The following is a 19,883-nucleotide window of genomic DNA, read 5'->3' on the forward strand; positions in this document are numbered from 1 at the left end:
ATGAAACTGCTTCGCTACGGCGACCCGGGCGCAGAACGCCCGGGGCTTCTCGACAACACCAACACGCTGCGCGATTTGTCCGGCCACGTGAACGACATCGATGGCCGTTGCCTCGGCCCGGCGGCGCTGTCGACGTTGGCCGGGATCGACCCCAGCACCCTGCCCGCGGTCGACGGCACGCCGCGCCTCGGCCCGTGCGTGGGTGACATCGGCAAGTTTCTCTGCATTGGCTTGAACTACCGCGACCACGCCGAGGAGACCGGCAACCCGATTCCCGACCACCCGATCCTCTTTTTCAAGGCCAACTCCGCCGTGGTCGGCCCGAACGACGATACGGTGTTGCCGCGCGGGTCCACCCACACCGATTGGGAGGTCGAGCTCGGCGTCGTCATTGGCACGATCGCCAAATACGTCAATGTCGAGGACGCGCTGAGTCACGTCGCCGGTTACTGCCTCGTCAACGACGTCTCGGAACGCCATTTTCAAACCCAGCTCAGCGGCCAGTGGACCAAGGGCAAGTCGTGCGACACCTTCGGCCCGACCGGCCCGTGGCTGGTGACTGCCGACGAAGTCGGTGACCCGCAGAACCTCGACATGGGCCTCGATGTCAACGGCGAGCCACGGCAGCGCGGCAACACACGGACCCAGATCTTCACCGTGGCCGAGATCATCTCGCACCTGTCGCAGCTCTTCACGCTGCACCCGGGCGACGTCATCAGCACCGGCACCCCGCCTGGGGTCGGGGCTGGCATGACACCGCCGCAGTTCCTCAAGGACGGCGACCGGGTCGATCTCTGGATCGACAAGCTCGGCGCGCAGTCGCAACGGGTGCGCGCCGATGACTGACACCGCACCTCAGCCTGCCGTGCTCTACGTCGGCGGCGTACCACCGCACGCACTCGACGCCTTGCACCAACACTTCCGCGTGCACACGCTGGCCGACATCGTCGATCGCGACGCGTTCGTCGCCGAACACGGCGCCACCGTCTTCGGCGCGGTCACCAACGGACACGACGGCTTCTCGACCGACTGGATGGACGCCCTGCCGGCGTTGAAGGTGATCTCCTGCTGCGGCGTCGGCTACGACGCCATCGACGCGAACGCCGCCGCCGACCGGGGCATCATGGTGACCCACACACCGAACGTGCTGAACGCCGACGTCGCCAATACCGCGATCATGCTCATGCTCGCCACCAGCCGGCAGTTGCTGCGCGACGACGCCTGGGCGCGCAGCGGCGCCTGGGCGGCCAAGGGTGCTGCTCCGCTGACGCGCTCGATCGAGGGGGCCACGGTTGGGATATTGGGGCTCGGCCGCATTGGCGAATCGCTGGCGTCCAAACTGCAAGCCTTCAATTGCCAGGTCCACTACCACACCCGGACCCGCCGGGACCACGTCGACTACACCCACCACACCAGCGCGGCGTCACTTGCCGAGGCCTCCGACTACCTCGTGGTGATCACGCCGGGTGGTGCGTCCACGCAACACCTGGTCAACCGCGAGGTGCTCGACGCGCTCGGCCCCGACGGGACGCTCATCAACGTCTCGCGCGGCTCAGTGGTCGACGAGGCCGCGCTGGTCGATGCCATCACCGAGGGACGCTTGCACATGGCCGGGCTCGACGTGTTCGAGCACGAGCCGACCATCCCGGAAGCCCTGACCCGGAGCGACCGCGTGGTGCTGCTGCCGCACGTCGGCAGCGCAACGGTCGAGACCCGCCGTGCGATGGGCGACCTCACCGTCGACAACCTCCTGAGCTGGCGGCGCGACGGCGCCGTGTTGACGCCGGTGCCCGAGTGCGCCGCGCACTGAGCGGCGCCGTGGCCTAGTCGGGTTGCGCGGCCGCGCGCCGCGTGCCCTCCAGTGCGGCCACCGCCGCCCCCGCCAACACGAGAGGTGCCGCCAACAGGAAGCTCGTGGAGAGAGGCAACCGAAAGATCAGAAGGTCGGCCAACAGCGGCCACAGCAGTGCGAGGTACTCGAACGGCGCCAGGCGGGACGCTTCGGCGTAGCGAAACGACAGTGTCATCGCGATGTGGGCGAATCCCCCGAACAACCCTGCGCTCACCAGCAACAGCAAGGTGCTCCCCTCAGCCCACACCCACCCGAGCGGTACCGTGAACATCGATCCCACCATGGACGCCAGTACGAAGTAGAGTGCAATGGCACCCGGACTCTCTGTCTTGTTCAGGCTGCGTACCATGATCAAGGCAAGGGCTGACAACGCGGCCGATGCCAGACCGAGCGCGATACCGAGCAGTCGCGTGCGCTCCAGTTCGCCACCGCCAAGCTCGGGCCACACGAGCATCAGCACACCGCTGAAACCCAGAATCAACCCGGCCACACGCCACACGGTCAACCGCTCTGACAACAGGATAACCGCTGCCACGGCAGTGAGCATGGGCGAGAGCTGCGCAATCAGAATGGCCTCGGCGATGTTGAGCCGGGCGAGGGCCGCGAATGCGGCAAACAACGCGAGTGCACCGAAGCTGGAGCGAAGAAAGTGATCGAACGGGCGCCGGGTCGCGAGCCCACCCGGAAACTCGTTGCGCCACCACAAGAAGAGAACCAGTGGGATCAAGGCAAAGAACGAGCGGAAAAACACGATTTCGCCGAGCGGCACATCCTCACTGACCGCTTTGACACTCACATACATGCCTGCCATGAACACGCCGGACAGAATGCGCAGCCCGATTCCGACTCCGGGTTGATCAGACAAACTCACGGTTCGACTTCATGCCGAGCCAGCGCGTCCCGAAGCGCGTCACCGCACAAGTTGATCGCAAGCACGCACACCACCACCGCCATACCCGGCCAGATCATCTGCAAGGGTGTCGAGCGCATGTGAATGCGCGCGTCGAGCAGCATGGTGCCCCACTCGGGTGTCGGGGGCTGCACACCGAAGCCGAGAAAACCGAGCGCAGAGATGCCGAGAATGGCGCGCGCGAACATGCCGGTCCAAACCACCGTCAGCGACGGGAGCAGCGACGGCAGGTAGTGCCAACGCGCGATCGCAAGCGGCGAGAGCCCTGCGAGCCGTGCCTGCACCACGTACCCACGGTGCTGCACCGACAACCCGATACCGCGTGCGACGCGGCAATATCGCATCCAGCTCACCACACTCAACGCAAAAACCAAGGTGCCGGTACCAGCGCCAAGCAATCCGGCGATCACCACGGCAGCAACAAGCTCCGGGAACGCGAGAAACGTGTCGGTCACGCGCATGATGGCCCAATCGACGGCCTTGCCACCCATCGCCGAGATCAGACCGAGTACCGTGCCGATCACCAGGCCGATGACGGACACCAGAAACGCAAGCCCGAGCGACCACCGCGCACCGTGCAGCAACCGCGACAAGATATCCCGTCCGAGCGCATCGGTGCCGAGCAACCAATCACCGCTCGGCGGCTGCAAGCGCTTGGGGATGTTGATCGCGGTTGGATCGTAGGGCGCAAGCAGCGGCCCGACCACCGCAACCAGCAGGCACGCGATCACCAACCACGCCACGCTACGCATCGCGATCACCCATCCGTGGGTCAATCACCCGGTAGAACACATCAATCAACAGGTTGACAACGACGAACAACACGGCCGCCAGGACCACAACGGCCTGCACCTTCGGAAAATCCCGCGCCTCGATCGCATCTACGAGAAAGCTGCCGAGCCCGGGCCGGGAGAAGATCACTTCGATCATCACCGCGCCCTCAAGCAGAAACGCGAGTTCCAGGCCGAGCACGGTCACGACCGGCACCGCCGCGTGCGGTGCAATGTGGTCCCGGTTGATGGCACGGGGTTCGACACCGCGTCGCTCAAACGCGGGCAGAAAGGGTTGCAGGCGCGCCTCGAGGATCCCGGAGCGGATGATGCGTGTCAGCGAGGCTGCCACCCCGAGCCCGAGTGTGGCGGCGGGCAGAATGGCGTGTGCCGCCGTGCGCGCGCCCATCGCGGGCAGCCAACTGAGCTTCACGGCAAACAGCAGAATCAGCAGCAGCCCGAGCCAGTAGGCCGGTATCGCGGCCCCGAGGGAGGCCACCGCGACGGCCGCCCGATCGAGCAGGCTGCCCGGGTGTCGCGCCGCGAGTATGGCGAGCGGCAGCGCGACAGCGAGACCGATCACGAGCCCGGCAAACGCGAGCGGGACGGTGTAGGCCGCAGCGGACGCGAGGTCCGGTCCCACGGGCCGACCGGACACCGACGAATAGCCGAAATCGCCGACCAGAAGCGGGCCGACCCAATCGACAAACGCCCCCCAGAACCCCTGGTTGAGCCCCGATTCCGCTCGAACCAGATCCACAACCTCTCGGGTCACCAGGGCATCATAGCGCGCGAGTGCGATCGCGAGCGCCGGGTCACCGGGCGCGAACCACAACAGCGCAAACGTCGCGAGCGCCGCCCCGCTCAGCACCACGGCCGCGCGGCAGAGAAACCCGATGAGCACGTGCCTCACGCCGCGCGCTCCACCGCACCGAGCGCCACCGCGGCGTCCAACAACCGTCGACCGTAGGCGGACTGCGGTTCGGCGATGAAGTCTACCGACCCGGTCACCTCTTCCATGTGCCCGTTGCGCAACACCGCGATGTTGTCGCTGTGCGCAGCGGCGTACCCCAGGTCGTGAGTCACCACCAAGGCGGTGAAGTTGTACTCCTGTTGCAACTCCGAGATCAGTCGTGCCGTGTGTTTTTGCGTCACAGCGTCGAGCGCGGACAACGGCTCGTCGAACAACACGAGTGGCGGTGCGGCAATCAACGCACGCAAGATCCCCACCCGTTGTGCCTGTCCGATGGACACCTCGTGGGGCCGCCGATCGAGCAAGGCCACCGGCAGCTCCAACCGACCACAAAGCCGGTCGAGTTGACTCGCGTCCGGCGCCGCGCCTCTGGCCACCACCGGTTCGAACACGGAGCGGCGCAAAGGCAAGGCCGGGTTGAATGCCGCGCGCGGTTCCTGCATCACGAGCGAGGGTCGACACGCCGACACCGGCGCACCGTTCCAACGCACTGCGCCGCTGGCCGGCTCCACGAGCCCGAGGACCGCCGCCAACAGGGTCGACTTGCCGGCGCCACTCTCGCCCACCACCGCGAGCGTTTGTCCGGGTTCGACGGAGAACGAGATGTCTGACAACGTCTGGTGTGCATCGCGCCGCACACAGAGCGCATCGGCCCTCAACATGGCAGTGACACCCAGCTTCGGTGTTGCGTCAGGGCAAGCGCCGCGTCGGTTTTCGGTTGAGCCAGCAACGCCGTGGTCGCTGCGTCCTCAACCACTCTGCCTGCGTCCATGACCATGAGCCGATCGACACGCCGCGCGGCCAGCCCGAGATCGTGCGTGATCAGCAACGCCGCGGTGTCGGTGTCCGCGAGCGTGGTGTCGAGCAAGTCCATGGTGTCCGCCGCGACAACGGGGTCGAGTGCGGATGTCGGCTCATCGAGCACGATCAGGGCCGGCGTGCCAATCAGCGCAAGCGCGATGACGAAGCGCTGTTGCATGCCTCGGCTCCAGCCCCAGGGTCGCTTGCCCAGGTCGCCGTGCTCGATGGCAAGCGTCGAAAACACCGACGCTCGACGCGCGTCGTCGGGTGCCAGGCCGAGTGCCCGCTCCGCTTCGCGCCAGTGAAACCCCATGCTGCGCAGCGGATCGAGCGCGTCGTCCGGGCTCTGTGGCACAAAGGCGACGTGCTCTCCGCGCGCGCGCATCGCATCGACGAGCGCGTGGCCGAGCGTGGACTTGCCGGATCCGGAGGCACCCACCAGTCCCACACGCTCACCGCGCTCAAAGGTCAGCGCCGTGTCGTGGAGGGTGATCCGGCCTGAGCGCACCGCGCTCAGGCCGGAAACAGACAAGCTCATTCCGTGAGTGTGGTCTCGTGGGTCACCCAATAGGTTTCGGTCGGGTGCACGGCGTAACCGCTCAAGCCGGCGCGCGCCACGTTGGTCTGACTCACGTGGAACACCGGAATCATCGCGGCGTCTTCGGCGATGATCGCCTGCACCTTGTCGAAGATGTCCTTCCGGGTTGCGTGGTCAAAGTTCTCGCGACCGTCGGCGAGCAGCTGGTCCAACTCGGGGTTGGCGTATTGCCCGGCGTTCGAACCGCCGTCCGACTTCAACAGCGCCTCGAGCACGGCACCGGGGTCGCCCTGCGGTGTGGTGACCCAGGCTTGCAGGAAGAGATCAGCCGACCCGTCGGCGACGGCATCGTTGCTCGCACCGTACTCGCCCACCTTCACGCTGGATGTCACACCGATTGCCTGCAGGTACGCCTGAGTGATTTCGGCTGTCGGCGCCAGCGCGGCGCGGCTGGAGTAGGTCACGATGTCAATCTCGAGCGGCTCGCCATCGAGCATCCACGTGCCACCGTCCTTGACGGCGCCCGCCTCGGCAAGCAATGCCTCGGCTTGCGCGGGGTCGTAGGTCGCGGGGATGTCAGCCGCCCAGCCTTTGCCATCCGGAAAAACCGTGCCAGCGGGCACACCGCCCACGCCGGAGAGCGCTGCGTCAACGATGCCCTGGCGGTCGATCGCAAGCGACACGGCGCGGCGGATCAGCGGATTGGCCAGCGGGCCGCTCGCCGCGTTGACCGTGTAGAAGTACAGGCGTGCTGTCGGGGACGCAAAGCCTTGGGCGCCGTCCGACTGGATACGCGCGAAGTCGGTCTCGGGGTAATTGATGACCATGTCGACTTCACCCGCCTCGAACGCGAGCGCGGAGGACGCCGGATCACCGGAGACGACCACGCGCACCTCGGACAAGCCGGGTGTGCCAAGACGGTAGTTGGCATTCGCTTCGGCGCGGTAGAGCTGTTTCGGCACCGCTTCCTTGAACACGTACGGGCCCGTCGCGTTGATCGGGAACGCGTCCGACGCCGAGCCGAGAACGGCAATCGCCGGCTCTGACAGCGTCCACGGAAAGGCCGCATTCGGGCTGTTGGTTTCGAACACGACGACCGCGTCGCCGTCAGCGCTCACACTGGCAAGGTCGAGCAGCTTGGAGACCCGGGCGTTGTGGCCCGCGTTGCCCTCTTCGGAAATGGCCGTGATGGCGTCTGCGACGGCTTGCGCAGTGACCGCCGTGCCGTCGTGAAACAGCACACCTTCTCGCAGGGTGACACGCCACGTGGTCGGCGACGCCTGTTCGATGCCGGCGGCAACGCGCGGGTAGAGGTTCAGGTCGTAGTCGATTCCCATGAGGGTTTCGGTAACGCCGGTCTGGTTTGACAACCAGCCGTTGTAACCTGCGCGCGGGTCGGGCACTTCGTCGCCCGGGCCCCAGGTGGCGGCGATGGTCAGCGTCTGTGCCTGGGCAGCAGCGCCAAGGCTCAGGCCGAACGCCACCGCCGCAGCGGTGATGAATCGGTTTATAGGTGTCATGCGGGTATTCCTGTATCGTGACTGAAAGTCTGTGGCGGTTGGTAATTGGCTGCCGGTTCAGGCGAACCACCGTGTCGGGGCGGTCAACGCCGTGACACGGTCGGCTGCGGAACAGCAAGCGCGAGGAAACTACCCGAGCCACCGGTTTCATGCAACCCCTTTTGTTACATGATGACAGCCGCTACACTCGCGCCATGAAACGCAACGGTCGGCTGGCGCTCGCTTTACACACCCTCAGCCACATGGCGAGCGATCCTGCACGCACCCAAACCTCTGCCGACATTGCCCAGCACGCCGGCACAAACGCCGTGGTCGTTCGGCGCGTTCTCGGGCGTCTGCGAGACGCCAATCTCCTGCATTCCGAGAAGGGACACGCCGGGGGCTGGCGGCTGGCGCAAAACCCCGACGACATTAGCCTCGCCGACGTGTACCTGGCACTGGACCAACGTACCGTCGACACCGTTGTCGACACCTGTTCACTGTCCTGCGCAATCGAACACGCCTTGCACGACCGCGTCTCGGCCGTGATGGCGGATGTCGAACAGACGCTGGTTGAACGGTTGGGCGAAACGACCATCGCCGATATCTGCAGTGCCCCTGCACGCACCGCATAGACACTTTCAGAACGCCCACCCCAGGTGCACTTGCAGCGACACCGGCTCGTAGTCGATCGGCCCGACGGTGCCGGTGCCGGACTCGGCGTCGAGGGTTTCACCGGTGAGCGACGCCACCCGCAGTTCGCCGCCGACAAACCAGCGCTCATTGAGCGGCCGGACCACACCGGCGAGCAGTTGGGCGCCCCAGGCCCCGCCTTGCTCGAAGGACCGCTCGCCGCCGGCCGGTTCGTAGTCGATATCGAGTTCCTGGGTGATGAACACGCCGGCACCGACGTAGCCCTCACCGCCCAACACCGGCCCGAAGTACCGCCGGGCGTTAAGGAAAAAGGTGTTTGACGCGTAGTTGCCGCCGCTGAGCGGCGTGCCACCGACGGTCGGCACGAGTTCCGTGTCGTTGCTCCGGTACTCCCAGGCGATCTCGCTTTCCCAACCGTTGGCGTAGCGGTGACGCAGTCCGAGACCGCCACTGAAGCCGCCGTCGTTGTGCACGCGGTAGGCGCCGTCGATGTCGCCCGTGCCGCTGATCTCGGTCGAGACGTCCGGCAGGTGGCTGGCGCCAACGCTGGCGACGAGACGCCAGCCCGTGGGGGGCTCGGCGTGAACGGGCACGCTGGCAACCGCGGCGGTCAGGGCGACGGCAACCGGGGCCGCCATTCGAGTCAGTGGGTGGATCATGGTGCTCTCCAAGGGTGAACTGAGGGTGGCACACGCCGCAACGGCCTTGCCTGTCGGTTACCCTAGCGACGCCCCTGCGGCAATCCGAGTGCCGGTCGCACGAGCGGTGCAAACGCTGCACGAACGGCGGGCCGTTGCACCAACGGCACCGACGGCACGGGCGGTTTCAGGCGTCGGGCGGGGTCGCGGCCGAGCGGTGCACGACGCCTTGGCCGAAGCGTTCGATCACGTCGCGCGCGCGACGCCGGCTCACCGGCACGCGGTCACCGGTGCTCAGCACACAGACCGTTGTGCTGCCCTGGCGGATAACCCGCTCGACGTGTGCATCGGCAATCCAGTGCGAGCGGTGAACCTGCAGACCGATGTCGGACAGCTCGCTGACCGCGTCGCGCAAGCGGCCGAGCACCGTGAAGCGCCCGGTTGTGGTCACGACCTGCAGGTAATGCAGGTCCGCCGAGATCGACACGAAATCACCGAGGGCGCGTGTCGGCAGCCGATCCCGCAACGATTCCGGCAGCACGGCGTCGGCAGGCGGCGGGCCGTCGTCCGGCGGTGCTGGCACGGCCGCCGCGTCGACGGCTGCAGGCCCCGACGCCGGTGGGCACGCTGGTGCCGTCGCTGGCGACACAGCGTCTCGCCAGAGCGGCCCGTTGATCAGCGCCCACCCGCACATGACCCACGGCAAGGTGCCGAGGAATTCGGCCAGCAGGGCCCCCGCCCCACTGCCCGCCGCCAGGCGGTCGAGCGCGCCGTCAACGTCGGCATCACCCGCCAGGGGCCAGAGCCACTCGAGTGCCTGGAAACCGGGCGCGGCAAAGGCCGTGCCGATCAGCCCGCACAACACCCACGTCCAGAGCGTCCGACCGGGCGCCGCGCGTGTGAGCAACTCCCCGGCGAGCCAGAGCGCTGCGAGACCGAGCAGTACGTGCAACGCCCAGTACACCGTCCGAGACGGCCAGGCCAACGCCCCGGTCTCTGCCGGTTGCGCAACAACGAGCAGCGCCACCAGGGCCACCGCGCCAAACGTCAGCCGTTGCGCAGTCAGCGAGACGAAGGCGGCTCGCACGGCGGTCATGGGGCGTCGTCGTGCTCTGAGCTGCGCATCGGCGCCGCGGCCACGCCGCGCACGTTGCGGGTGCGCAGGTTCGGTTGCACACGCGAGACCTGCACTTCGCGCACGACAATCAGCACGCCCGCGAGCACTGTGATCGCGGATCCGGCGACGGTCATGGCATCGATCGATTCGGCAAAGAAGACGTAGCCGAGGAGCACCGCCCAGATGAGCTGACTGTACTGCATCGGCGCGACCAGCGCCGCCGGTGCGGTGCGGTAGGCGGTCAGCAGGAGGTACTGCCCAATCATCGCCAACACACCGGTCAGGCACATGAGCGCGAGGTCCTGCAGCGGCATCGGCCGGTAGACAAACAGGAGGCCCACCCCCGACACCAGGATGTTGGCAAGCAGCGGGAACACCATCATCGTGCCCGCCTGCTCCTTGCCGCCGAGCCGCCGCGAGATCACCGAACCGAGCGCGATGTGGAAGGCGCCGATGATCGCCGCGAGGTGCCCCCAGTGCACCGATTCGACGCTCGGCCGCAGCACGATCAGCACACCGGCGAAGCCGAGCAGAATGGCCACACCCCGGAAGATGTGGATCCGCTCGCCGAGCATCGGCACCGCGAGCAGCGAGATCAGCAGCGGTGCGGTGAAAATCACCACGTACACCTGCACGAACGGCAGCACCGTAAATGCCGTGAACACCAGACAGACGGCTGCGACGGCGCAGTAGGCCCGCAACAGCACCCAACCGGGGTGTTTTGGGCGAAACGACCGTTCGGTGCGGTCAAACACCTGCACCAGAGAGAACGGCACGTAGCCGAACAACATCGCGAAGAAGAGCACCTGGAAGGCCGAGTAATTGCCGAGGCTCTTGACCAGCGCGTCCTGCACCGAAAACACCGCGAACCCGACCAGTGCGCACAGCACCCCGCGCGTCACACTGTCCTGGGCCGTTGTCCGCAACACCGTCATGCTCCCCTCGTGCTCACGACCACAGAGTGTAGCGGCGGCCTCACTCGTCGTCGCGGTACAACTGCACCTGTATGACGCCGTCCACGTCTTCCCATGTAGCGACGTCGATCGGGCGACAACACACCTGGCAGTCCTCGACGTAACGCTGATCCGGCACCGATTCGTCGATGATCAGGTCCAGCACCTCGCCACAATAGGGGCAGCCTTGTCTTGTTTCTCGTGTTTGCATACTCACCCCGTGCGGTCGATGCCGGGCGAGACCACGCCGGCCGAGGTTGGCCCGCCGTGAAAGGCACACAACCCCGACGCCGGAACCCGCCCCGCCACGGCATCGGCGACCACACCGCCGTGCACCGGCAGGTGCAGCACCGGCTCGGGCGAGGCCAACAACCAACAGCGCGCGGACGTGTCGAGTGGCGCGTAGCAGGCGCCGCCATCGGGCGCCACCGCACGGTCGCGGTGCCAGCTGCGAATCACGCCCACCTGGCCGACACCGGTGCACACCGCCGCGGCCCGCGTGCGCACGGCCACGGCGTCGGCGTCCACCGCCACACCGAGTGCCGCGGCGTCGAGCAACAGCGACCCGTCGCCGGCCTGGGTGAACTGGCTGGTGGCAAACGGCAGGAACGGTGCGAGCGCCTGGGTTTGCACCACACTGTGTGCGCTCGACCGCAGCCGGGGTGTCACGCCGTCGCCGGGCGGCACCAGCGCGGCGCCGTCGATCCCGCAGGCGATCGCCACACGACCGCACCCGACCGCCAGTCCGCGCGCCATCACCACCCACTCCCCACCCTGCTCGCGCACCCATTGCACACGGCAGTGGGGTCGGTAGTCCACCTTGAGCCGGACCAGGGCAAGCCCGAGCGCGCGCCGCACCGCCTGCGGGTTGACCCGGGCGTCATCGCGGCAGTAGCTCGCGCCAGCGAGCGTGCCGTCGAGCCGCGGCACCAATCGCCGCAAGGCGGCCGCGTCCAACATTTCAAACGCCGACGGTGCCGACGGTGCCGCGCGGTTCGACGCCAGCAACGCCGCCTGCCGGGCTGCACAGTCGGTCTCGGTTGCACAGAGGTGCAAGCCGCCGTCCCGTCGGTATTGCAGGTGGCAGCCGGCGATGTCGGCGAGTTCGGTGTCGAAATCCACCCAGCTCTGCACCGCCAACTGGGTGAGTTGCGCCGCACCCTCACCAGCCAGACGTGCGTCCTGCACCATCAGCGGCGCAACGGCCGGTGCGAGGTCGGTGAGCGGGTCGCGCGCGTCGAGCAGGACCACACGCAACCCGCGGCGCGCCAGACCGTAGGCCAGGGCCGCGCCGGTGAGCCCGGCACCGACGACGGTGACGTCAGCGGCGAGCGCGGTCATGTTGGCGTAGCGTTTGCGGAGACATGGGGCCATTGTACCCGCCGCACCAGTCGAAACACGCGGTGCCGGTATACTCTGCACACCGGTTTCGAGGAGAGCGCGCGTGAGCCGCACCGTCCACATACTCAATGGGCCCAACATCAACATGACGGGCCAGCGCGACGCGAGCCTGTACGGTTCGACCGGCTACACGGACCTCTGCAACACGCTGGTCGCCGAGGCGGCATCGCTGGGCCTGGAGGCGGTGATCCGCCAGACCAACAGCCAGGGCGAACTGATCACCTGGGTACAACAACTCGCCCGACACCCTGAACCGCTGATCATCAACGCCGGGGGGTACACTCACACGTCGATTGCCCTGATGGATGCCCTGGCGCTGTGCCAGGCGCCGGTGGTCGAGGTGCACATGTCCAACGTGCACGCCCGCGAAGAGTACCGCCGCCACAGTTTCGTGTCCCAGGTTGCGCGCGGCGTGATCGCCGGGTTCGGCGCCGAGAGTTACTCACTCGCGCTTGCGTGGGTCGCGCGCCAGCCGACCCCGCCCGAGGTCCACCACGCCTGACAGTGTGCTCGGATTCAACCCGAGAGGTCGTTCAGGTCCCAGTCGTAACTCAGGAAGTCGAGGTCGTAGGCCCCCTCCCGAATCAGCCGTTGCCCGGCTGCGTCGTCGGCGAGGATCACCGCGTGGCGCGCGAAAAAGGCCTTGAGGTCGTCCCAGTCGTCGCCGTACCAGTCGAAGATCTTCGAGACCTGCAAGTCGTCACCGCGCAGTCGGTTGCGTGACCGGTCGGACAGGAATCGGACAATGCTGTCTTCGAGCTGGATCTCCAGGCGCTCGGCGGTGAAGGCATCGGTGCGCAAGGCCGGGCAGCCGATCGAGGCACAGACCACCGCCGCGTGGATGCGCGGCTCGTCGAACACGCCCGCTTCGCGGATCATCTCGTGCTCGATCTCATCGAGCGTGCGGGGTTGACCCAGCAGTTTGCCGATCTCGATTTTCCAGGGACTCTTGAAAAACCCGCCGATCTGCTTGATCGATTTGAGATCGGGGTACTTTGTCAGCACCAGGTCGATGGTGAACGCGTTGTAGGCGTTGATCAGAAACGCGAGCTGCTGATCACGGCTCCACTTGCGGTAGGCGCGCGGCGTGACGGCGCTCAGGGTCTGCAGATACGCGTCGAGTGCCGCCTGGTCAGCGGCCATGCCGGCGTAGTCGACCTGCGACGCCACACCGTCGATCCAGCGCACGTGCTTGTCGAGCAACTCGGACCAGGCCGTGTGCTCGTGGTCGAAAGGTTTCGCGAGCAACGCCGGGCTCAACAGCAACAGCGCAATCAGCGACAAGACACGGCTGAACATGGGGGACCTCGCGGTGTGCATCGGTTGCCTCTGTGACTGGACACGCGCGAGAAAGTGCCGCGCCCGGTAGCAGGTGCGGCCGACGCAGTCGTGTCCTGTCCCCTGTATCGGCCGCCGCGCCCCAAACCAAAAAAGGGAGCACAGGGCTCCCTTCTTCGGCAGCGGACCGGTCGGCAGACCGCCCCGTATGGCGGTGGCCTCAGGCCTCGGCGGCGTCGGCCGCGAGGGCCTTCATGCTGAGACGGATTCGGCCCTGCTTGTCCACCTCGAGCACCTTGACCTTGACGGTCTGGCCCTCGGAGAGTTCGTCCGAGACGTTCTGAACGCGCTCCTCGGAAATCTGCGAGATGTGTACCAGCCCGTCCTTGCCCGGCAGGATGTTGACGAACGCACCGAAGTCCATGATTCGGACCACCTTGCCCTCGTACACGCTGCCGACCTCGACGTCCGCGGTGATCGACTCGATGCGCGCTTTGGCGTCTTCGCCGGCACTGCGGTCGACCGAGGCGATGCGGATCCAGCCGTCGTCCTCGATGTCGATGGACGCACCGGTCTCCTCGGTGATCGCGCGGATGACTGCGCCGCCCTTGCCGATGACGGCCGCGATCTTCTCGGGGTCGATCTTGATCGAGAGGTAGCGCGGCGCGAAATCGGAGAGCTCGGCCCGCGGCGCATCGATGCACTGGTTCATGGCTTCGAGGATGTGCAGGCGGCCCGCTTTGGCCTGCTCCAGCGCCTGCTGCATGATCTCGCGCGTGATGCCCTGGATCTTGATGTCCATCTGCAGCGCCGTGATGCCGTCAGCCGAACCGGCGACCTTGAAGTCCATGTCGCCGAGGTGGTCCTCGTCACCGAGGATGTCGGAAAGGACCGCGAAGTTGTCGCCTTCCTTGACCAGGCCCATCGCAATACCGGCCACCGGCGCGCTGATCGGCACACCGGCGTCCATCAGCGCGAGCGAGGAGCCGCAGACCGAGGCCATCGAGCTCGAGCCATTCGACTCGGTGATTTCGGACACCAGGCGAATGGTGTACGGGAAATCCTCGACGTTCGGCATCACGGCGAGCACGCCGCGCTTGGCGAGCTTGCCGTGGCCGATCTCTCGGCGCTTCGGCGAACCCATGAAGCCCGCTTCACCGACACAGTACGGCGGGAAATTGTAACGCAGCAGGAAGGGCTCCTTGTACTCGCCCGTGAGCGCGTCGATGATCTGCGAGTCGCGTGCGGTGCCGAGCGTGGCGGTGACAATCGCCTGGGTCTCACCGCGGGTGAACAGCGCCGAACCGTGGGTGCGCTTGAGCAATCCGGTCTGCATGTTCAGGGCACGCACGGTGTCGTGGGCACGGCCGTCGATGCGCGGTTCGCCCGCGCTCACGCGCGAGCGCACGATGCTCTTCTCGAGCGCGGAGAAAGCGCCACGCACATCGTCTTCGCTGTACCCGCCGTCGCTCACGACCGCGTCGATCGCCGCGTGGCGAAGCACGGACAGCTTCTCGAGACGCTCGGTTTTCTCGACAATGCGGTAGGCCTCGCCGATGCCGTCGCCGACAGCGGCCTTGACCTGGTCTTCGAGAGCCTGGTCTTTCGCCGGCGCACTCCATGCCCAGCGGGGCTGGCCGGCCTCGGCGACGAGTGCGTTGATGGCGGAGATGGCGACCTGCATTTGCTCGTGACCGAACATCACGGCACCGAGCATCACCTCTTCGGAGAGCAGCTTGGCTTCGGATTCCACCATCAACACGGCGTCCTCGGTACCCGCCACCGTCAGCAGCAGGTCGGAACTCTGCAGCGCAGTCTTGGTGGGGTTGAGGATGTAGTTGCCGTTCTGGTACCCGACCCGCGCGGCGCCAATCGGGCCGTCGAAGGGAATGCCCGAGAGCGACACCGCCGCCGACGCAGCGAGCATGGCAAGCACTTCGGTGCCGAGCTCCGGGTCGACGGACATCACGGTGATGATGACCTGAACTTCGTTCTTGAACCCTTTCGGGAAAAGCGGCCGCAAGGGGCGGTCGATCAGACGGCTGGTCAGGACCTCCTCTTCATTGGGGCGCGCCTCGCGCTTGAAGAACCCGCCGGGGATCTTCCCTGCTGCGTAGGTCTTTTCCTGGTAGTTGATGGTCAGCGGAAAGAAATCCTGACCGGGCTTGGCTTCGCGCCGCCCCACCACGGTTGCAAGCATTTGGGTATCACCCATGCTCGCCATGACGGCTGCGGAGGCCTGCCGGGCAATCTCACCGGTTTCCAGGGTGACGGTCTGGTCGCCGAAACTGAAGCTCTTGGTCGCTTTTGACACGGGTGTACCTGTTGGGTGGTTTATCGGCGCAGGCCGAGCTTTTTGATGAGGTCGAAGTAGCGGCCTTGATCCTTGCGCTTCAGGTAGTCGAGCAGCTTGCGGCGCTGGTTGACCATGCGAAGCAACCCGCGGCGCGAGTGGTGGTCGTGTTTGTGCGACTTGAAGTGCTCGGTGAGGTGCGAAATGCGACCGGACAGGAGAGCGACCTGGACTTCCGGCGAGCCTGTGTCGGTGGCTCCCCGCTGGTTGTCTGAGACAATTTGAGCTTTCTGCTCAGCGCTGAGGCATGACATCGTGTTATTGAACTCCGAACACGTGACGTGTTGAGTGGTGTGTGATCGATACAAGTAAACACGACATTATAACAATTACCCACCCACTCTGCGCAAGGCGCGCACACGGCCCGTCCGAACCGGCGTGTGGAGCCGCCCCGCCACCGAGCTCACCCCCGGGCGCCGCAAATTGACATCGACGTGTCAATTTGTTGGCTTTGACGCCGTCATCAACTCGAATCCGGCGCAGGGAACGCGAACCCACCGACAGCATCCTTCACCGGACTGAAAGCCGTCCGGCACCACATCTGGCGGGTGAATTGCAGGAGAACCGGGAACCCCGCTCGTCGCCTGCGTGCGACGTTGCCGATGTGAATGGGCCGCGAGGCCCCACGGACAAGGCGATTCACCGTGCCACTACAACACACCATCTTGTTTGCCGTCAGTGAAGCCGCACCGCTGGTGCGCACCGGCGGATTGGCTGACGTCGCAAACGGATTGCCACGCGCACTGCACGCCGCCGGTCACGATGTCCGCATCGTCCTGCCGGCCTACCCCGATGTCGCCAGCGGCGTGCCGCAGCAGCGCATCGTCGGCCAAGCGAACGTGGCGCTCGGCACGGCCACTATCCGGCAGGGCCTGATGCCGGACAGCAACGTGCCGGTGCTGACCGTGGACCACGCGTGCTTCTCCGCCCGAAAGGGTTCGCCCTACTGCGACGAAAACGGCCGCGACTGGGCCGACAACGCATCGCGCTTTGCTCTGTTCGCGCAGGTCGCCACCGCGATTGCCATGGGCCGCGCCGGCCTCGACTGGCGGCCGGATCTGGTGCACTGCAACGATTGGCAGACGGGCCTGATCCCGGCGTACCTCTCCGAGGAGGTCGACCGCCCCGCCACGCTGTTCACAGTGCACAACCTGCGCTACCAGGGGATCTACAGCCGCGAGACCTTCGACACCCTGAAGCTGCCCGCCCACTGGTGGGACATGGAAAAGCTCGAGTTCCACGGCGACTTCTCGTTCATGAAGGGTGGCCTGGTGTTCGCCGACCGCATCAACACCGTCAGCCCGAGCTACGCCAGCGAGATTCAGACCCCCGAGTTCGGCTGCGGTCTCGACGGTCTGATGCAGCACCGCGCCGAAGACATGTGGGGCATCCTCAACGGGATCGACACGGCGTTCTGGGACCCGTCCCAGTCACCGCACCTCGCGCACCACTACGACACCTGGAATCTCGTCGCCAAACGCGCCAACAAGCGCGACCTGCAGCGCGAACTGGGGCTCTCGCCCGACCCCGACAGCCTGCTGCTCGTGCTCGCGGCACGCCTCGACGAGCAGAAAGGCATCGATCTCGTGATCGACGCGCTGCGCAACAGCCCGGGCCTCAACTGCCAGCTGGCGGTGATGGGGCACGGCAGCAACCCGCTGGTCGAGGACCTGCTGGAACTCGCCGACGCCCAGCCCGACCGCATCGCGGTGCGCCTGGGCTTCGACCAGGGCTTCTCCCACCGGTTGTTCGCCGGCGGCGACGCCTTTCTGATGCCGAGCCGCTTTGAACCCTGCGGCTTGACCCAGATGTTCGCGCTGCGTTTCGGCACCCTGCCGATTGCCCACCGCGTCGGCGGCATCAGCGACACCGTGTTCGACAACGCCAGCGGCCACGCACGCAGCAACGGCTTCACGATTCGAAACCTCACCGGCCGTGCGGTGGCAACCGCCATCGAGCGCGCGATCCACTGCTACCGCAACGAACCCATCCGCTGGGCGCGCCTGCAACAGAACGGCATGGGCTGGGAATTCAGTTGGCGTCGCAGCGCGCGCGGCTACCTGGCGTGCTACGCCGAAACCCTCGCGGTCAACAACCACCGCAAGCGCCAGGGTTTCCGGCCGCAGCTGGTGCACGGCTAGGCGCCGCGAACCGGCCACCTCACGCCACGGCGCGACGCCACACGATCCGCTCGAGTAACGCCCGAGGCGGTTCGCTCACTAGGGGCGCTGCGGCCGCGAATAAAAGTGGAACTGCTGGCTGCTCAGCAACTGCGTGTCTGGTGCCACGGCCGGCGGCGCCCCGGTCTCGAAGTCCGGGAAGCGGTCGATCATGTAGCGCCGGCGGAACTCGGCTTCGGACAAGGTGCCGCAGCTGCCGTTTCGGTTCTGCTCTTCGAGCGATCCGGCCGGCGCGTAGTTGCCGGCAATCACGGAATCGAAGGCGTCGAACAGCGCGGGCAGCGATTGCGATTCCGGGTCCCCGCCGCCGCCGGATTCGGTGCGCTCGAACCAGTAGCTGTCACGGGCCTTGGCGATCAACCGGGCTGAGCCGGTGGAGCTCGGGCGCCCACCGGGCCCAAAGGACCGGTGGTTGATCGAGAACTTGAAGCCGGGCCGCGCGGCGGCGCTGCCGTCGGCGCGGGTGTACAGACACTCGAGGTAGTTTTCGATCACATCGATGACGAAGTCGCAGGCGCCTGTGCCGCGGCAATTGCTGTTCAGGCTCGCCGATGCGGCCGTGCCGCGGTAGTCCGCCCGCGTGACAAAGGTGTTCGCGCCACGCGAGCGCAGCACATGCCGTGGCGGAATCATCTGGGCGTCGGAGCCGTCGTGCGCCACCACAGTGAAGAACGCGTCGGCCGACCGGGCGATTTCGTTCCCGGCCGTGTCGTGCAGGAAGACGCGCCAGCGGTAGCGTTTGCCGATGTCGAGCGCCACGTCGCGGTCGTAGCGCGTCCTGACTTCCTCGTAGCCAATGAAGCTCGCGTCGAAGATGGAGGCGGCCGACCAGCTTTTCGTCGTCACACCGGTGCCGACACCGTCGGCCAGGTCGAAGGTGGACACGCGCAGCTCGGACGCGCCCGGGATGGTGACGTCGGACCCGGTCTCGTCGAAGGCGTTGACGCGCGCGAACAACGCGTACTCGCCGAGCTCGTTGTGGACCACGTTGGCCTCGGGCTCGGGCGTGATCTGTTCAAGCAGCGGTGCAGGCACCGTAAAGAGGTTGTCGGCCGAGCGCGCCAACTCGGCGCCATCGGCCGCGTGCGCAAACACGCGCCACCGGTAGCTGACACCGGGCGTCAGCAGGATGTCCCGGTGGACCCGATAGCGCGTGTTCGTGCCGTTCTGCGCGGCCACCGTCGTCACACCCGAATCCGTGCCCGCGTCCAGGTTGAAGGTGGACACGCGGTACTGCGCTACGCCCGCATCGTTCGAGCTGGTGAAATCGAAGCGGTAGCCCGCCGGTGTCCAGACCGGCACCGTGTTCGCGAGTGGCGCCACCGCGGACAGCGTCAGCGGCGCGGGTGCGGGCGCTGAACCGGGGTCGGTGCCTGTGCCCGAGTCGGTACCCGTGTCGGGGTCGGTGCCCGTGCCGGGGTCGGTACCCGTGCCGGGGTCGGTGCCCGTACCGGGGTCGGTGCCTGTACCGGGGTCGGTGCCCGTGCCGGGGTCGGTGCCGGAGCCTGAATCCGTACCGGAACCAGAGTCAGTGCCCGAGCCGGCATCGGTATCCGAACCGGTACCCGAGTCGGACCCGGTGCCACCCCCGCCACCTGAGCCGGTGGTGGTGCCGCCGCCGGCGGACGAACCCTGGCCCGCGCCCTGCCCGGTCGTCGATCCAGTGTCGGTCGACGCGGGTGTGCCCGAGCCGTCGCACGCCGCCAGGAGGGCAGCAAGCAGTCCGACGGCCAGCCACCGCGCGACCTGGGGAGAGAATCGGCGACCTCGCCGGTACCACAGCACAGCAGCGTCCATTGCCTTGGCTCGTGTGTTGTCCGAGCGCCACTCTAACAAGGCTGTAACCCCCCTAGCATGACCAAACGCCATTCAAACATGTCAGGTTCGTCATGTTCGGTCGGGCGCGGAGCCGGGTGGGCCACCGCACACCCCCGCGCGCCCCCACGCCCCGGTGGCGGGGGCGCCC

20 protein-coding genes are annotated in these 19,883 nt (G+C 66.7%); 5 read left to right on the top strand and 15 right to left on the bottom strand.

Translation table 11 applies throughout. The annotated features are described in order from the left end of the window. Both AAGA11_13255 and AAGA11_13260 read left to right on the top strand, forming a co-directional pair. A complete protein-coding gene (locus AAGA11_13255) occupies positions 1–846 on the top strand; it encodes a fumarylacetoacetate hydrolase family protein (protein ID MEM9603827.1) in 846 nt (281 codons plus the stop codon). Further along, a complete protein-coding gene (locus AAGA11_13260; GenBank protein ID MEM9603828.1) occupies positions 839–1,810 on the top strand; it encodes a 2-hydroxyacid dehydrogenase in 972 nt (323 codons plus the stop codon). The genes AAGA11_13255 and AAGA11_13260 overlap by 8 nt, the downstream gene beginning before the upstream one ends. A 13-nt stretch (positions 1,811–1,823) precedes the next feature. Here AAGA11_13260 and AAGA11_13265 read toward each other — a convergent pair whose 3' ends face one another. Genes AAGA11_13265 through AAGA11_13290 form a run of 6 tightly spaced genes read right to left on the bottom strand, consistent with a single transcriptional unit; the run spans position 1,824 to position 7,364 of the window. Beyond that, positions 1,824–2,723, bottom strand: coding sequence for a DMT family transporter (locus AAGA11_13265; GenBank protein MEM9603829.1), 900 nt, complete (start codon positions 2,721–2,723; stop codon positions 1,824–1,826). Beyond that, on the bottom strand, positions 2,720–3,514 hold the full coding sequence (locus tag AAGA11_13270) for an ABC transporter permease (protein ID MEM9603830.1): 795 nt from the start codon (positions 3,512–3,514) through the stop codon (positions 2,720–2,722). Before AAGA11_13270 ends, AAGA11_13265 begins: the two co-directional genes overlap by 4 nt. Then, the gene (locus AAGA11_13275; GenBank protein ID MEM9603831.1) at positions 3,507–4,445 is read right to left on the bottom strand and encodes an ABC transporter permease; all 939 of its coding nucleotides are present in this window, start codon (positions 4,443–4,445) and stop codon (positions 3,507–3,509) included. The genes AAGA11_13270 and AAGA11_13275 overlap by 8 nt, the downstream gene beginning before the upstream one ends. Continuing rightward, entirely contained in the window at positions 4,442–5,167 is a 726-nt protein-coding gene (locus AAGA11_13280; protein ID MEM9603832.1) for an ATP-binding cassette domain-containing protein, read from the bottom strand. The genes AAGA11_13275 and AAGA11_13280 overlap by 4 nt, the downstream gene beginning before the upstream one ends. Then, positions 5,161–5,844, bottom strand: coding sequence for an ATP-binding cassette domain-containing protein (locus AAGA11_13285; GenBank protein MEM9603833.1), 684 nt, complete (start codon positions 5,842–5,844; stop codon positions 5,161–5,163). Before AAGA11_13285 ends, AAGA11_13280 begins: the two co-directional genes overlap by 7 nt. After that, positions 5,841–7,364 (bottom strand): ABC transporter substrate-binding protein, encoded by a 1,524-nt coding sequence (locus tag AAGA11_13290; protein MEM9603834.1) that lies wholly within the window; start codon positions 7,362–7,364, stop codon positions 5,841–5,843. The genes AAGA11_13285 and AAGA11_13290 overlap by 4 nt, the downstream gene beginning before the upstream one ends. Before the next feature lie 194 nt (positions 7,365–7,558). Here AAGA11_13290 and AAGA11_13295 point away from each other — a divergent pair, with 194 nt between their 5' ends. Then, the gene (locus AAGA11_13295) at positions 7,559–7,978 is read left to right on the top strand and encodes an Rrf2 family transcriptional regulator (protein MEM9603835.1); all 420 of its coding nucleotides are present in this window, start codon (positions 7,559–7,561) and stop codon (positions 7,976–7,978) included. A gap of 6 nt (positions 7,979–7,984) precedes the next feature. Here AAGA11_13295 and AAGA11_13300 read toward each other — a convergent pair whose 3' ends face one another. From AAGA11_13300 to AAGA11_13320, 5 genes are all read right to left on the bottom strand, one after another. After that, positions 7,985–8,656, bottom strand: coding sequence for a hypothetical protein (locus AAGA11_13300; protein ID MEM9603836.1), 672 nt, complete (start codon positions 8,654–8,656; stop codon positions 7,985–7,987). Between the two features lie 166 nt (positions 8,657–8,822). Beyond that, complete coding sequence (locus AAGA11_13305; GenBank protein MEM9603837.1) at positions 8,823–9,731, bottom strand: LytTR family DNA-binding domain-containing protein; 909 nt, start codon at positions 9,729–9,731, stop codon at positions 8,823–8,825. Beyond that, positions 9,728–10,687 (bottom strand): DMT family transporter, encoded by a 960-nt coding sequence (locus tag AAGA11_13310; GenBank protein MEM9603838.1) that lies wholly within the window; start codon positions 10,685–10,687, stop codon positions 9,728–9,730. Before AAGA11_13310 ends, AAGA11_13305 begins: the two co-directional genes overlap by 4 nt. A 40-nt stretch (positions 10,688–10,727) precedes the next feature. Beyond that, the gene (locus tag AAGA11_13315; protein MEM9603839.1) at positions 10,728–10,916 is read right to left on the bottom strand and encodes a CPXCG motif-containing cysteine-rich protein; all 189 of its coding nucleotides are present in this window, start codon (positions 10,914–10,916) and stop codon (positions 10,728–10,730) included. A 2-nt stretch (positions 10,917–10,918) separates the two neighbouring features. After that, positions 10,919–12,079 (bottom strand): FAD-dependent oxidoreductase, encoded by a 1,161-nt coding sequence (locus AAGA11_13320; protein MEM9603840.1) that lies wholly within the window; start codon positions 12,077–12,079, stop codon positions 10,919–10,921. A gap of 70 nt (positions 12,080–12,149) precedes the next feature. Between AAGA11_13320 and aroQ the strand changes: the two genes are divergently transcribed. Continuing rightward, entirely contained in the window at positions 12,150–12,608 is a 459-nt protein-coding gene (gene aroQ, locus AAGA11_13325; protein MEM9603841.1) for a type II 3-dehydroquinate dehydratase, read from the top strand. 14 nt (positions 12,609–12,622) lie between these two features. On the opposite strand, the gene AAGA11_13330 is transcribed toward aroQ, so the two are convergent. The 3 genes from AAGA11_13330 to rpsO form a co-directional block, all read right to left on the bottom strand. Beyond that, a complete protein-coding gene (locus AAGA11_13330; GenBank protein MEM9603842.1) occupies positions 12,623–13,405 on the bottom strand; it encodes a DUF547 domain-containing protein in 783 nt (260 codons plus the stop codon). Between the two features lie 199 nt (positions 13,406–13,604). Continuing rightward, complete coding sequence (gene pnp / locus AAGA11_13335; protein ID MEM9603843.1) at positions 13,605–15,698, bottom strand: polyribonucleotide nucleotidyltransferase; 2,094 nt, start codon at positions 15,696–15,698, stop codon at positions 13,605–13,607. Between the two features lie 20 nt (positions 15,699–15,718). Then, entirely contained in the window at positions 15,719–15,991 is a 273-nt protein-coding gene (gene rpsO / locus AAGA11_13340) for a 30S ribosomal protein S15 (protein MEM9603844.1), read from the bottom strand. A gap of 390 nt (positions 15,992–16,381) precedes the next feature. Here rpsO and glgA point away from each other — a divergent pair, with 390 nt between their 5' ends. Next, positions 16,382–17,878 carry a glycogen synthase GlgA gene (glgA, locus tag AAGA11_13345; GenBank protein ID MEM9603845.1) on the top strand — a complete coding sequence of 499 codons (1,497 nt, stop codon included), beginning with the start codon at positions 16,382–16,384 and terminating at the stop codon, positions 17,876–17,878. A gap of 78 nt (positions 17,879–17,956) precedes the next feature. On the opposite strand, the gene AAGA11_13350 is transcribed toward glgA, so the two are convergent. Next, entirely contained in the window at positions 17,957–19,714 is a 1,758-nt protein-coding gene (locus tag AAGA11_13350; GenBank protein MEM9603846.1) for a hypothetical protein, read from the bottom strand. Positions 19,715–19,883 lie beyond the last annotated feature (169 nt).

Source organism: Pseudomonadota bacterium, from assembly GCA_039196715.1.
Taxonomy (GTDB): Bacteria; Pseudomonadota; Gammaproteobacteria; order CALCKW01; family CALCKW01; genus CALCKW01.